Annotated in this window: 13 protein-coding genes; 4 read left to right on the top strand and 9 right to left on the bottom strand. The window is 60.1% G+C overall.

The features are described from left to right. Positions 1-124: 124 nt before the first annotated feature. From AB5Z25_RS00855 to AB5Z25_RS00845, 3 genes are all read left to right on the top strand, one after another. Positions 125-388 carry a type II toxin-antitoxin system HicA family toxin gene (locus AB5Z25_RS00855; protein ID WP_117839829.1) on the top strand — a complete coding sequence of 88 codons (264 nt, stop codon included), beginning with the start codon at positions 125-127 and terminating at the stop codon, positions 386-388. Continuing rightward, positions 381-710 (top strand): type II toxin-antitoxin system HicB family antitoxin, encoded by a 330-nt coding sequence (locus AB5Z25_RS00850; protein ID WP_195239528.1) that lies wholly within the window; start codon positions 381-383, stop codon positions 708-710. The genes AB5Z25_RS00855 and AB5Z25_RS00850 overlap by 8 nt, the downstream gene beginning before the upstream one ends. 146 nt (positions 711-856) lie before the next feature. Then, on the top strand, positions 857-1,453 hold the full coding sequence (locus tag AB5Z25_RS00845) for a 5-formyltetrahydrofolate cyclo-ligase (RefSeq protein WP_368134559.1): 597 nt from the start codon (positions 857-859) through the stop codon (positions 1,451-1,453). Positions 1,454-1,620: 167 nt separating this feature from the next. Here the strand turns inward: AB5Z25_RS00845 and AB5Z25_RS00840 are convergent, their stop codons facing one another. Both AB5Z25_RS00840 and metA read right to left on the bottom strand, forming a co-directional pair. Next, positions 1,621-2,583: a hypothetical protein gene (locus AB5Z25_RS00840; RefSeq protein WP_346964789.1), complete on the bottom strand. Its 963-nt coding sequence runs from the start codon at positions 2,581-2,583 to the stop codon at positions 1,621-1,623. A gap of 443 nt (positions 2,584-3,026) precedes the next feature. Continuing rightward, positions 3,027-3,953, bottom strand: a complete 927-nt coding sequence (gene metA / locus AB5Z25_RS00835) for a homoserine O-acetyltransferase MetA (protein WP_368134558.1) — start codon at positions 3,951-3,953, stop codon at positions 3,027-3,029. Between the two features lie 211 nt (positions 3,954-4,164). On the opposite strand from metA, the gene AB5Z25_RS00830 reads away from it, so the two are divergent. Next, on the top strand, positions 4,165-5,142 hold the full coding sequence (locus tag AB5Z25_RS00830) for an L-lactate dehydrogenase (protein WP_117583846.1): 978 nt from the start codon (positions 4,165-4,167) through the stop codon (positions 5,140-5,142). A 378-nt stretch (positions 5,143-5,520) separates the two neighbouring features. Here AB5Z25_RS00830 and AB5Z25_RS00825 read toward each other — a convergent pair whose 3' ends face one another. From AB5Z25_RS00825 to AB5Z25_RS00795, 7 genes are all read right to left on the bottom strand, one after another. Continuing rightward, positions 5,521-6,489, bottom strand: a complete 969-nt coding sequence (locus AB5Z25_RS00825) for an SIS domain-containing protein (RefSeq protein WP_368134557.1) — start codon at positions 6,487-6,489, stop codon at positions 5,521-5,523. A 144-nt stretch (positions 6,490-6,633) separates the two neighbouring features. Then, complete coding sequence (locus tag AB5Z25_RS00820; RefSeq protein ID WP_368134556.1) at positions 6,634-7,398, bottom strand: GntR family transcriptional regulator; 765 nt, start codon at positions 7,396-7,398, stop codon at positions 6,634-6,636. Between the two features lie 2 nt (positions 7,399-7,400). Beyond that, positions 7,401-9,377: a RecQ family ATP-dependent DNA helicase gene (locus tag AB5Z25_RS00815; RefSeq protein WP_368134555.1), complete on the bottom strand. Its 1,977-nt coding sequence runs from the start codon at positions 9,375-9,377 to the stop codon at positions 7,401-7,403. A gap of 590 nt (positions 9,378-9,967) precedes the next feature. Then, positions 9,968-10,687 (bottom strand): GntR family transcriptional regulator, encoded by a 720-nt coding sequence (locus AB5Z25_RS00810; RefSeq protein WP_368134554.1) that lies wholly within the window; start codon positions 10,685-10,687, stop codon positions 9,968-9,970. Positions 10,688-10,907: 220 nt separating this feature from the next. Beyond that, positions 10,908-11,915, bottom strand: a complete 1,008-nt coding sequence (locus AB5Z25_RS00805) for a YitT family protein (RefSeq protein WP_368134553.1) — start codon at positions 11,913-11,915, stop codon at positions 10,908-10,910. Between the two features lie 355 nt (positions 11,916-12,270). Then, a complete protein-coding gene (locus tag AB5Z25_RS00800; RefSeq protein WP_368134552.1) occupies positions 12,271-12,900 on the bottom strand; it encodes an HAD family hydrolase in 630 nt (209 codons plus the stop codon). A 159-nt stretch (positions 12,901-13,059) separates the two neighbouring features. Next, positions 13,060-14,052, bottom strand: a complete 993-nt coding sequence (locus AB5Z25_RS00795) for an SIS domain-containing protein (RefSeq protein WP_195239518.1) — start codon at positions 14,050-14,052, stop codon at positions 13,060-13,062. Positions 14,053-14,324 lie beyond the last annotated feature (272 nt).

Genomic DNA, 14,324 nt, shown 5'->3' with positions numbered 1-14,324 from the left:
AAAGGGGACAGGTGCCTTTGTGGTGCTTCGAACACTTGTTCCATACGTACATATGTTCTATAGTAGGGGTGCTTGCATCGGACCTAAATTGCAACTAGGATATAGTTGCAGAATGTGAGGCGGGATGACTCGGACCGATAAACTCATCGCCCAACTGCTTAGCTGCCCTTCGACGTATCGGTATACCGATTTTTTAAAAGTCATGGCTTCATATGGCTTTGAAATGGACAACAAAGGCAAGACATCCGGATCGCGCGTTCGCTTCTACAGGCCATCGGATGGCAGGATGTTCGTAATGCACGCGCCACATCCATCTGACGAATTGACAGCGGGGACCATTCGAAACATCGTTCGATTTCTGCAAGATGTCGGAGGTAGTCATGAGTAACGTTTTGGCATACAAGGGTTATTTCGCCCCAGTCGAGTTCGATGCCGAACAGCATGTGCTAACAGGTATGGTCACCGGCATTAGGGACGCAATCATATTTGAAGGCTCCACGGCTGAAGAAGTGGAGCAATGCTTCCACGACGCCGTCGACGATTACCTTGAGTTTTGCGCCGAGAAGGGCAAGGAACCCGAGCGGGCTTTTAAGGGCTCGTTCAACGTAAGAACGGGCTCTGAGCTCCACAAGCAAGCAGCGCTGGCAGCGGCAAAGAAGGGTGAGTCACTCAATAAGTTTGTGACTGAAGCAATCGCTGCGGCGTTATAGCATTAACGCATAGGCCCAAACAACCACAAAGGGCGCAGTTCACAGGCATATTTGCGGTGACTTTACTGCCCATATCGCGTTTGCCCAGAAAAAACCTGCCAAAATAAACCTGTCCCTTTTTGGAAGGTTTGGGAGATGAGGCTGGGATGGATAAGGCTGAGTTGCGGCGGGCGGTGATTGCTCGGCGCGATGCGATTGATTTGGATGTGCGGGCGGCGAAGTCTGCTGTTGTATGCGCGCGGCTTGTTGAGCTGATGGATCGCTTGGGTGCCGCGGCACCGCACACCGTTGCCGTCTATGCCGCGATGGGTTCCGAAGTCGACCCCGCCGCGTTTGCCGCCGCGGCCGCCGCGCGTGGCTGGCGCGTAGCCTATCCGTGCATGCTCTCGGCAAGCGACGCCGCCGCATGCGGCCAGCGCACGTGCATGCGGGCAGTCTCTGCCGGCGATGCGTCCGAGGCCCCGTTTATCGCCCACCCTACGCGGGCCTTCGCAGCCACGGACGTCGACAGCGACCACTTCCCCATCGTGCCCGCCGCCGAGCTCGACATGGTTGTCGTGCCGCTCGTGGCTTTCGACCGCACCGGCGCGCGCCTGGGCTACGGCGGCGGCTGTTACGACCGCTACCTGCCCACGCTTTCGGCAACATGCCAGGTCGTCGGCATCGCCTTTGACGAGCAACGCGTCGACCACGTTCCCACCGATGCGCACGACCTGCCGCTGTCCCACATCGTCAGCGCCTAGCCGCCGCTGTATCGCACCCGCAAGATGAGCGTGGAAAATCTCCCACTTTGAGCCCCCTTACGAGCTAAAAACGGGAGATTATCCACGCTCATTCAACAAGCATCCGAAAATCCACGCTCGTCCGTCCGATTTTCCACGCTTGTGCAGCCAAACGCTCTGCAACTGCCTCAGCACGCACGCGGCACGCCGGCGACCTTGAGCTTGCGATCGAACTTTGTCGGATCCCTTAGATCATCCCAGCACAAGCGCACGATCTTGCAGTTATCAAGCAGCGAAAGCCTCGACTCGCGCTGGCGCTCATCGAACTGCGTCTTCGCGAGCTTGCCCTCCTCCGCCGCCTTCTCGCTTTTAACAAATCCGTCGAACTCCCCGATAATCAGCCGGTCGCCCACGCGCCACAAGTAGTCGACGCGATACGGTCGTCCCGGCTCAACCGGGTCGAACAGCTCAACTTGCAACTCCGGCGTCTGCCAGCCGCGCTCGATCATCAGGGCACGCGCCTTGGACTCGCCGCCGCTTTCCGACAGCCCATCGGCACATCGTGCAACCCTGCGCGCCGTCACAACACCGCGACGATTCAGGCCAAGCTTGTCGACAGTCTCAACGAGATGCTCCTTCGACAAAAGTTGCTCATGGAGCGCCGAATCCGCGATGATCAGTCCCTCGACAAACGATGCATCGACCAAGCAATCCGTAATCGTTTGATCGATATCGGTTACGGCGATATCCATCTGGGTGGCCCGTGTTTGACGAGCATAGCGATGACGAATGACCTGAGAGCCCGGCGTCGTCGATTGGGGCGGCATCGCGGCGATATGGATGTGCGTCAAATTGGCATGCGAAACCGAAAGGCCATAGATAACAGCCGCCGTATAGGAGCAAAATGTCCAGTCGGGGTGCTTTTGCGCAAGCGCCCGCACCCGATGCAGATAACGCTGCCGAAACTTGAGCTCGGACCAGTATTCCGGACGCGCATACAGCCCCGGCATGACCGCTTCGAGACTTCCCGCCTCCGCCCGCCGCTGAATCTGCTTTGCCTCCGCCGCCGTGCGCGCGTACACGCAGCTCATCTGCTGTTCGCATGCTTTAATGTGACTTGCAAGCCTTTGATTCGCCGTCATGTTTCCCATGTCGCCTCCCAAATCTTGGAACGGCGCAAACGTACCAGACGGTTTCATGCGAAGTCTGACCAAATACCGTCCAGGCGCTGACCAAATGCTTGACGGTTTTGGACGTTTTAGGCTGATGTCTTATATCTGCAGGTAGGGCGGTTGTCGAGAGGTCCCTGTCTCCACATTTTGAGGCCTTGGTCCATCGGATTATCAGAAAGAAAAACCCGTCGAGATTCAAGACTACGCCAAATGCGACTTTGCCTCTGCACGCACCGTCGCTTAGCCGAGCCATCGGCATCTACATGCCTAAAAAATGAGCGTGGATAATCTCCCGTTTTGAGCCTAGTTTCAAGCCAAAAGTGGGAGATTATCCACGCTCGATTTGTAAATGTCCGAAAATCCACGCTCGTCCGTCCGGATATCCACGCTCGTCACGCCGCCGGCACAGCAGCAGCCGTAGCCTAGTGCTCCTCGCCGGCGCGGGCCAGGTCGTAGGGTGTGGTCTGGTAGACGTAGTAGTTGAGCCAGTTGGTGTAGAACAGCTGAGCCTGGCTGCGCCAGACGTTGCGCGGCTCGGCGGTGGGGTCGTCACCCGGAAAGTAGTGCGCCGGCACCTGAGGGTTGAGGCCGCGCTTCACGTCGCGCTCGTACTCCAGGCGCAGCGTGTCGGTATCGTACTCGGGGTGACCAAAGACAAAGAAGCGACGGCTGTCGGTCGACTTGACGATGTACAGGCCCACCTCGTCGGACACGGCCACGACCTCAAGCTGCGGCTCGGCCTCCACGTCCTCGCGGCGCACGTCGGTGTTGCGCGAATGTACGGCATAGAAGCGGTCGTCAAAGCCGCGGACCAGCGGGCTTTTCGGCTTCACTAGATAATGCTCGAACACGCCGCTCGCCTTTGCCGGCAGATCGTACTTCTGGATACCGTAATGATGGTACAGGCCGGCCTGCGCGCCCCAACAAATGTGCAGTGTAGAGTGCACGTGCGTGGTGGACCAATCCATGATCTGGCAGAGTTCGGGCCAGTAGTCGACCTCTTCGAACGGCATCTGCTCCACCGGCGCGCCCGTGATGATCAGGCCGTCGTAGTGGATGTCGCGGATGTCGTCGAACGTGCGGTAGAACGTCTCCAGGTGGCCGGCGCTTACGTGCGTGGCCTCGTGCGTCTTGGTGCGCAGCAGGTCCACCTCCACCTGCAGCGGCGTATTGGAGAGCTTGCGCATGATTTGCGTCTCGGTGGCGATCTTGGTGGGCATGAGGTTGAGGATGAGCACACGCAGCGGACGGATGTCCTGGTGCAACGCGCGGTACTCGGTCATGACAAAGATGTTCTCGCTCTCGAGCTGCGCGGCGGCAGGGAGGGCGTCGGGGATGCGAATGGGCATGGATGCTCCTTACGAGTCAGTTGCAGCTATGGTACAACGAGCGGCCCCATCCGCGCGAGCACATCGCCCAGCGATGCCGTCAGCGGCCCAAATCGCTCCAAAAGTAGAAATTAAGGCATGTCCCAAAAAACTACTTCGCTTTAGCCTAGCAAAGTGACGGCAGGACGCTACAATGGTTCGACGCGAAAAACTCGGCCGAAAGGATACATATATGTACCAGACGCGTAAGATCGGTGTGGTCGGCCAGGGCCACGTAGGAGCACATGTCGCCAACAGCCTGCTTATGCAGGGCATTGCCGACGAGCTGTACCTGTGCGATATCAACGAGGCCAAGGTGACATCCGAGGTCCAGGACCTGCGCGACTCCCTTTCGTTTGTCCCGTACAACACCAAGATCGTCAACTGCTACGACCACTACGAGGAGCTGGCCTGCTGCGATGTCATCGTCAACGCCGCCGGTAAGGTCGCGCTGGCCGCCGGCAACCGCGACGGCGAGCTGTTCTTTACCACCGACGCCGCCCGCTCCTTTGCCAAGCGCATCGTCGACGCCGGCTTCGACGGCATCTTTGTGAGCATCTCCAACCCCTGCGACGTCGTGTGCACCGAGCTGTGGCACCTGACCGGCTACGATCCCAAGAAGATCATCGGCTCGGGCTGCGGCCTGGACTCCGCCCGCCTGCGCACCGAGATCTCCAAGAAGGTCGGCGTGAGCCCCAAGTCCATCGACGCCTACATGATCGGCGAGCACGGCTTTAGCCAGCTTGCCGCCTTTAAGGCCGCGACCATCGCCGGCAAGAGCCTCAACGAGCTTCAGGCCGAAAACCCCGACAAGTACGCCTTTGACCACATGGAGGTCGAGGAGCTCGCGCGCAAGGGCGGCTATGTGACCTACCAGGGCAAGCAGTGCACCGAGTACGCCGTCGCCAACTCCGCCGCGCGCGTCTGCGCCGCCGTGCTGCACAACGAGCACGCCGTGCTTTCCGCCTCCACGCTCATGACCGGCCAGTATGGCGAAGAGGGCATCTTTACCTCCCTGCCGTGCGTGATCGGTGCCGAGGGCGTCGAGGAGGTCTATACGCTGGACCTGTCCGAGCACGAGCTCGAGGGCTTCCACAAGAGCTGCCAGCACATCCGTGACAACATCGCCCAGCTCGACTGGTGGGACGCCGAGGCCTACGACGCAAAGTAGGCCGCTGGCTGCCGCAACCTTGCGAATCGAAGCACGATACTAAGCGGGCCGCGCCGGAAATCCCCGGCGCGGCCCGCTTTTTTGACTCACGCAGTGCCCTTGCGAATCGAAGGTGAATACTTTTCCGCGAAGTGAACGAGCAAAAACGAGCCCCCGAAGCATCGACACTTTTCAGATGCCGTTTCCTGCGGTTTCGCCGAGTTTTTCCTGCGGTTCTGCCGTCAAAAAGTGTGGATGCTTCGTGGGTCCAAAATAGGTCGTTCACTTCGCGGAAAAGTATTCACCTTCGTTTTCGCGCAGACACGAATCCAGCCGCCACAACGCAAAACGGGGCCCGCACGCAGCGCAGACCCCGTCAAAAAAGATAATTCCCGGTACCTAGTACTGCTCGATGCCCATGTAGCGACGAACCTCGGGGCTGTGGTCGAAGACCTTGCCGCGGGCGGCGCGCAGCTCGCAGCTCATGTTGTAGAAGAAGATCGGCTCCAGGAACGAACGCACGCTGGCAGGCACCTCGCCCACGCCGTACTCAAGCGCGTCGAGCACCATAATCGTATCGGTGTGCGTGTTGAGGAACGCAAGAGCGCGCTCCTCCATGGGGCGGCACTCGCCCGATCCGAGCTGTACAAAGTAGAACACGCCGGGCTCGGTGGCCTCGAACGGGCCGTGGAAGTACTCGCCGGAGTGAATATAGCAGCAGTGCTGCCATTGCATCTCCATGAGCGAACAGATCGCCATGGCGTAGGTCTGGCTAAAGTTGGGGCCGGAGCCCAGGATATAGAAGAACTTGTGCTGCTGGCAGAGCTCGGCAAAACGGGCGCCCAGCTCGGCGTTGACCTTCTCGCGGGCAGCGGGCAACAGGGCATCCATCTGCTTAAGACCGGCATACATGTCGGCAAGCGCCTCGTAACCCTCCTGCTGGTCGAGCAACTCGGCAGCCATCAGGGCGCCGATACCCTGAGGCACCTCGGCCTGCGGCACGCCCTCGCCCCAGGGGTAGACCCAGGTGGTCCACTTGCCGTTGTCGATCTTGGAGCCCTCGCAGTCGGTGAGGGCAACGACCTCGGCGCCGGCGGCCAGCGCCATCTCGCAGCCGTCGATGACCTCCTGCGTGTTGCCGCTGTGGCTGCAGGCAATAACGAGCGACTTCGGCCCTAGGCTCTTGGGGGCCATCAGGCAAAACTCGCGTGCCGTGTAGACCGTCGAAGTAAAAGTGGTGGCCTCGCGCTTGAGCAGCTCGTTGGCCGGCATCAGGTCGATCATCGAACCGCCGCAGGCGATCCAAAAGACGTTCTCGATCCTGCCTTTGCGCTCGATGATTTCCTGAACCAGATCATGTGCGTTCATCCTGATGTTCCTCCTTGTGGGGCGGCTTTGAGCGACGGCAGCTCGTACCTGCTGTCGTTCTATGTTGTCCTATTTATAACACGTGCAACAACGCCCGTGAAGTTATCTCGGCAAATTTGTTCTATATTGTTCTATCTGTGGACGTTAGATGTCGAAGACGTAGCGCGAGCCCACGATCTTTTGGCGTCCGAGCAGCAAGGGCCGCTCGTCCTCATCGGTAAAGTAAGCCTCCATATAGAAGAGCGGCTCGCCGACCGGCACCTCCAGCAGCGGGGCCGCTTGAGCATCGGCAAGCGCAATCTCCACGGTGCAGGGGTCGGACTTGAGCGGCGCGCGACCCGAATGCTCGGCAACGAGCGCAAAGATCGAGTTATCGGTGAGGTCCTCGTCGGCCAGCGTCTGCAGGTAGGGATGGTCGGCGAGCACAAAGGCGTTGTTCTCGAGCATAACGGGGATGCCGTCGGCCGTGCGCACGCGCTCGACCACGATGAGCTCGCAGCCGGGCTCCACGCCAAAGAACGCCGCATCCTCGCGCGTCGCCGCGACCACCGTGCGCGTCACCAGACGCGCACCCGGCGCCATGTCGTTGGCAGCACAACCCTCAGTAAAACTCTGGACGTCACCCTTCTGGCGAATCTTGCGCTTGAGTTTGGGAGCGCACACAAAGGTACCCCTCCCCTGCTGGCGGTTGAGATACCCCGCGCGCGACAGCTCCTCGATGGCACGGCGCACCGTGATGCGCCCCACGCCGTAGGACTTCGCGAGCTCCATCTCGGCAGGGATGCGCGAGCCGGCTGGGTACACGCCGCGCGCGATCTCGCCCTTTAGGTCGTCCATGACCTGCTGGTACAGCGGCACGGCGGACACCTCGGCGTGCTCGGAACGTTCGGTCTTGTTATCGGCTACCATCGTTACGCTCCATCCCGCGCATGCTCGGACTCAAATTCTTCAATCGCCGCCATAAACTGCTCACCAAAGGCGTCGGCCTTTTTCTCGCCGATGCCGTTGACCTGGATCAGCTCGTCGCGTGTCTGCGGGCGCAGGCGGCACAGGCCGCGCAGGGCCTTGTCGGAAAAGACCATGTACGGCGCCATCTCCAGCTCCGTCGAGATTTCCTTGCGCAGGGCACGCAGGCGCTCGAACAGCTCGGCATCGTCGCCCACGCGCGGGCGCTGATCCAGCTCGGCTTCCTCGCGCAGCAGATCCACCGCGCGGCGGGCGCGGGTCGAGGCCTTGCGCTTGGACGCGCGACGCTTAATGGTAAAGGCGAACGCCTCGTCCTCGACCTCGGTGGCACGCGGGCCCAGCCCCACGACCGGGTACTGCCCCTGCGAGGTGGCCAGGTAGCCGCGACCGCACAGCTGGCCGATGATGTCCTTGATGCGCCCGACCGATTCGCTCGACAGCTCACCGTAGCCGCGGTCCTCGTCCAGACGCATCTGGCGAATTCGCTCGGTGTTGCCGCCGTGAAGCACATCGGCGATGAGCGACTTGCCAAAGCGCATGGGACGCGTGGCCACATAACGCACAGCGGCGCGGGCCATATCGGTGACATCCTCGACCTCGAACTGCGTGAGGCAGTTGCTGCAGTTGCCGCAGCCGTCGGCGTCGTCTGCCATGCCGCCCGCGGCGGCTGCCGCATGCTCGGCCGCAGCCTCGTCGCCAAAGTAGCGCAGCATGTATTCGCGCAGGCAGCCGGTGGTATTGCAGTAGCCCTCCATCTGGCTGAGCAGGCGATAACGGTTCTGGAGCGCCCACGCGCGCTGCTCGTCGTCGAGCGCCTCGTCGGCCGCATCGCCGCGGTCGATCAAAAAGCGGCGCATACGGAAATCGTTACCGTTCCACAGCAAGTGGCAGCTTGCCGGATCGCCATCGCGGCCGGCGCGGCCCGCTTCCTGGTAGTAGGCCTCGATGCTCTCGGGCACGTTGTTGTGAATCACATAGCGCACGTTGGGCTTGTCGATGCCCATGCCAAAGGCGTTGGTGGCAACCATCACCTGAATGTCGTCGTCGATAAAGGCACGCTGGCTCTGGCGGCGGGCGTCGTTGCCCATGCCGGCATGGTAGCGGCCAACGCGAATGCCGCTGGGGCCCAGTACCTCGGCAAGCTCCGCGGCCAGCGCGTCGACCGTCTTGCGGGTCGAGCAATACACGATGCCGCTCTCGCTCGAATGCGCGATCACGTAGTCGCGCACCCACACAGCCTTGGCCTTGTCGCCCATCTCCTCGCAACCAAAGTAGAGGTTCTTGCGATCAAAACCCGTCACCACCGTCGCGGGATTTTGCAGGCCGAGCATCTGCTGAATGTCCGCGCGCACGCGCTCGGTCGCCGTAGCGGTAAAGGCCGCCACAATCGGGCGCTGCGGCAGGGAATCGATGAACTCGCGAATCTGCAGGTAGGCGGGGCGAAAATCCTGGCCCCATTGGCTTACGCAGTGGGCCTCGTCAATGGCCACGAGCGGAACGCCGATGCCGCCTTCGGCCGCAGCCTCCTGCGCAAAGGCCAAAAAGCGCGGCTCGAGCAGGCGCTCGGGCGCCACGTACATAAGCTGGTAGCGGCCCTCGCGCGCCCGCTTGAGCACGGTGTTTTGCTGGGCCGGAGTAAGACTGGAGTTGAGATAGCTGGGGCGCGCACCCGCCGCGAGCAGCGCGCGGGTCTGGTCCTCCATAAGCGACAGCAACGGGCTCACCACAAAGGTGATACCAGGCAGCATGAGCGCGGGGACCTGGTAGCAAATGGACTTGCCGGCGCCTGTGGGCATAACGCCGAGCGCATCGCGGCCGGCAAGAATCGCATCCACCATGCGGTCCTGCCCCGGGCGAAACGAGGTGTAGCCAAAATAGGCGCCGAGCGTGTCGAGCGCCATCTGCTGCATGCTATCGGTCATGGTTTCCTAACGTCCAAGTCATCTGCCGCCGATTATACGCCGCCACGCGGACCGGCGTCGCCCGGCTGCCGACCACGGGCAATACGATCCAAGGCGGGCAACCGTGGATTTTCGGACACTTGCCAAACGAGCGTGGATAATCTCCCACTTTGAGACCGTCACCGAGCCAAAAACGGGAGATTATCCACGCTCATTCTGCAGGTAGTCATTGGGGACGTTCTTGAATGACTAGTCGTTTAAGAACGTCCCCAATGACCATCTTGACAAGCGCGAAAACGTTGCCGGTTGAGCATAAGTCAGTGAAAACGCCCCTAAGCGAGCAAGGTGACGTGAAAGAGGAGGGAAGCGTACTTCGGTACGCGACCGACGATTGAACGTCAGATTGCCGCTTAGGGGCGTTTGCAGCGTCGGCAGGTCCGTCGTTCGTCAGAACGGCGGAACAAAACTTCTGATCATGCCGCCGAAGTTGAAAGGCAGATTGCCGCTCTGGCGGGCTTGCAGCGTCGAGCCGTTACGCGGTTTGGTAAAACCGCGTAACCAAAGGCGCAGCGTCGGCCGGTCCGCCGTTCGTCAGAACGGCGGAACCAACCCTACATCACCATGACGTAGCGGCTACCCACGTAGTACTGCTTACCCATCAAAACCGGCTCGTCATCGGGACCGGTAAAGCCGGCACGCAGGTTGAGCAGCGGATCGTGCGGAGCAATGCCCAGCTCGGCCGCCTGCTCGGCGTTAGCTCGAACGGCCTTGACCGTACGGTAGCCAACCGAGACAATCGGCGTTCCGCCAACACGCTCGACCTCGGCAAAAATCGACTTGTCCTCAAGATCGGCCGTCAACAGCTCACGGTAGGCGTCAAACGGCACAAAGATGTTCTCCTCAAAGATGGGCTCGCCGTCGGCCGTACGCACGCGCTTGATGTGCAACAGCAGCGCGTCCTTCTGCAGGCCAAAGAACTCCATCTCGTTTTGACGTGCCGGCACAATCTGGCGATCGACCACATGCGCGCCCGCCTTCATGCCATTATCGGCACACAGCGCGGTAAACGTCTGCAGCGTCGAAGCGTGGAACTGGCGGTTGATGTGCGGCGTGGAGACAAAGGTGCCACGGCCCTGCTGCTTAACCAGGTAGCCATCGGAGCACAGCTCCTCGACGGCGCGGCGCACCGTAATGCGGCTCACGTCGTACTGCTCGGCTAGCTCAAGCTCGGACGGAATACGCTCCTTGGGTGCATAAACACCTTTCTCGATCGCATCCTTGATTTCGTCGTAAATCTGCTGGTAAAGCGGTGCATTTTTGGGCGCAGGCATATCTAATCACTCTTATCGGAATATTGAAATAACTAATACGTATATAACGTCTAGTTTCATGTTACCTCATATTGATAAAACGATACACCCTCCCTACCAAAAAGCGACAGCTTCATTTTGGTAGGTTTTATCTGGGCAAACGAGAGCCTCCCGAAAGCAGCGAGGCTTTCGGGAGGCTCAAGCGGACAGGATTGCGCTAGGCCGGCAAAATGCCAAAACCCTACTTGCCGTCGTCCTGCTGCAGGCTGTCCTGCTCGCTGAGGCGCGCCTGCCTGCTGGCCATGCGTGCGGGCTTGTCGGGATCGGGAACGGCCGTGGGCATGGGCTCGTCGACATGACCGCCCCACCAGCCGCCCACAAAGTTGAGCGTGTGGAACACGTTGATCACGGCCCCGGGATCAATGTCGCACACCAGCTTGATAATGTCCTGGCTCTCGTAGGTCGATACAACGGCGTGCAGCAGGTACATCTTCTCGCGGCTGTATCCGCCAATGACCTCGGCACAGCTAATGCCATGCTGAAAATGGTCAACATAGGCGGTCATGACCTCGTCCGCCTTGCGCGTCGTGATCTGCAGCGTTACGCGGTCGTAGCGACGATAGAAACTGTCGATGGTCTTGGTCGAAATAAACTGGAACACAATGGAGTACGCCGCCTTGTCCCAGCCAAACATAAAGCCAAAGATCGCCAGGATAAAGCAATTGAAACCAAAGATGACGCCCCAGATGGTCTTGCCCGTGTGGTTGGAAACCCACAGCGCGATAAAGTCGGTGCCGCCGGTGGATGCGCCGGACTTAAGCGCGATGGCAGCGCCCAGACCCGAGACCACGCCGCCAAAAATGATGAGCATAATCTTGTCGCCCAAAAACGGCGCGAAGTGAAAGACGTTGAGGAACAGCGACGAGAGCACGACCTGCATCATCGAGAAGATGACGAAGCGCTTGCTAATGCCGCTCCAGCATAGGAGCGCCACGGGAATGTTGAGCGCGAGCATACCGAGAGAGATGTCGATGTGAACGCCGCCCAGCGAGGTAACGCGATCGAGCAGGACCGCGACGCCGGTAAGACCGCTCGGAAGCAGGTCGGCGGGCCGAATGAACGCCTGGATCAGGAATGTCTGGAGAACGGCGGAAATGGTGACCGCCACGGCAGTAATGGCGCGGCGGACGATGGTAAGGCGGCCGAGCACGAGCACTCGGTCCGTGAGCTGATCGATGGCGTTCGCCACGCAGGCTCCTTTCGAAGGCAGATGTAGTTGTGGGGCATGCCCGCGATTGTAGCATGGAGTGTACGGGGGCGCTTCAATTCACCCTCCCTCGACAACCAAAGCGGGACCAACAACCCCCACGACCAAAGGCCCAAATTACAAGTGAGTAGACTTTTTACGATCTGCCGAGCACACCCAAAACCGCCAACTCTGTGACCTGCGGTTTTACAAAGGAAGATATGCATTGTGCTCGGCCTGCGCCAAAAAGTCTACTCACTTAGTCCGAATCGAAGCCAAACGGATCAAAATAGATGACAAATTAAGCCAATCCGCAGCAAAAGACGCGTGAACCCGTGCTTCTCGCGGCGGATTGACACTACAAAGCGGCCAGAATGTCGGTCAGATTATCGATAACGGCATCGGCTCGCGATTGATCGAGGTTGACGCCCTCGTGCGGACGCAGTGCCAGGACGCGGGCGCCGGAGCGTTTGCCGGCCTCGATGCCTAAAGGCGAATCCTCGATAACCAGGCACTCGGCAGGCTCCACCCCCAGCGCCTCCATGGCACGCAGGTAGATCTCGGGGTCGGGCTTAAACGCACTGCACTCGTGACCGCTGATGGTGTAGTCCAGCACATCGGCGATACCGGCAATCTCTACCAGCTCGTCAATGAGCTCACGATAAGACGAGCTCGCGATAGCACACTTCACGCCGCGCTCGTGCAGCTCGCGCATCACCGGCTCCGTCTGCTCGTTGAGCAGCTCGGCATACGGAACGGGGTGGTCCGGGCTGTAGACCTGCTTATACTCCACGCGCAGGCGCTCGCGCAGCTCAACATCGTCGGGCACCAGCGCCTCCCAAATGGCCGGCTCGTTAGACCCCGAAAGATCGGGGATCTCGTCAAAGCGAAAGCCCTTCTCCTCCATAAACGCCACGCGACGACGGTTGTAGAACCACTCGGTATCGACCAGCACGCCGTCCATATCAAACAGCACTGCCTTGATCATACGCATCTCCTCCCACCTGCCAAAAAGGGACAGGTTTATTTTGGTAGGTTTTATCTGGGATTTGCGACGCGACAGACACGCCCTCCCCAGAGCAAAAAAGGGGACGGGGCGCAAACCCCATCCCCTCTCAATCAACCCGTAAGGTCTACTTACTTGTGATTAGTAGGAAAGCTTCCACATGTAGCGACGCATGGTCAGCGGGTGCTGACGGGCCTCGGCGATCTGGTTGCCGTACTCACGCATAACGGCGAGGTGCAGCAGCGGGTTGAAGTAGGTGACGACGCTCGCGGGCACGGCGTCAGCCAGGCCGTAGTCCTTGGAGTCGATCAGAGCGACCTTGGCGCCCATGCGCTCAAGGAAGGTGAGGGCGCGGGCGTCCATCGGACGGGTAGCGCCATCGGACATGAAGAAGACGTAGGGCTTACCCTCGGTGGAAACCTCGAACGGGCCGTGGAAGTACTCGCCGGTGTTGTAGGCGGCGGCGTCGATCCACTGCATCTCGGTGAACAGGAAGGCGGCGTGAGAGTAAGCCATCTTCTCGGAGGCACCAGAGGCCATGAAGTAAATCATCTTGTCGTCCTTGAAGTCCTCAGCGAACTTCTTGGCGAGCTTCTTGCAGGACTGAGCAGCGTTCTCGCAGAGATCGAAGACGTTGGTGAGGCCGGTGATCATGTCGTCGTACTTGTCATAGCCCTCGGTCTGCTGAAGGATCTCGAGAGCAAGAGCGATGGCATAGCCGGGCTTCTCGCACTTGGCAGCGAAGTTGGCGTGAAAGCCGTGAACGATGACGTGGTCGGCGTCGACGGTCAGAGCGGAGCCAGCCTTGTTGGTGAGGGAGACGACCGGGCAGTTGTGCTTCTTGGCGGTCTTGTTGGCCTCGACGGTCTCGGGCGTGGAGCCACCGAGGGAGCAGGTGATCACGAAGGTGTGCTCGTTGACCCAGGAAGGCGTGTCGTAGTTGAACTCGTTAGCGGTGAAGATCTGAACGTTCAGCTTGTCCGTGTTGTTGGCCAGGAAGTACTTGGCGGGGTACAGGTCGGACATGGAAGCACCGCAGCCGACGAAGGCGACACTGTGGATCTCGTGGTTGGACAGGACGTCAGCGACGATCTGCTTAGGGAGGTTAAGGTCGATCTCGTACATCTGACACATTCCTTTCGATTTTTGCGGCGCCACATTGCCGGGCGCTCGCAGGGTTACCGTGGTTTGGACCGAGTCGCCGGTCCGTTGAGGATGCGACAAGGGGACTGTCCCATTGTCGCATTTTGGGGATGGAAGCCTGCCTGGGGTATGGGATGCCAGGCAGGCCCCCGGGGGAAAGCGGTTAGGCGCTTGGTCGCGACTAGGCCAGAATGCCGGCCGCGGAGAGGGCGATGCCGCCCACGATGGCGATCGCGAGAAGCCAACCGGTGTTGACGTTCTTC

Source organism: Collinsella aerofaciens, from assembly GCF_040910325.1.
In the GTDB taxonomy this organism is placed as follows: domain Bacteria; phylum Actinomycetota; class Coriobacteriia; order Coriobacteriales; family Coriobacteriaceae; genus Collinsella; species Collinsella aerofaciens_BL.
The sequence above is the reverse complement of the archived record's forward strand: the minus strand, read 5'-3'. Positions and strand labels throughout refer to the sequence as shown.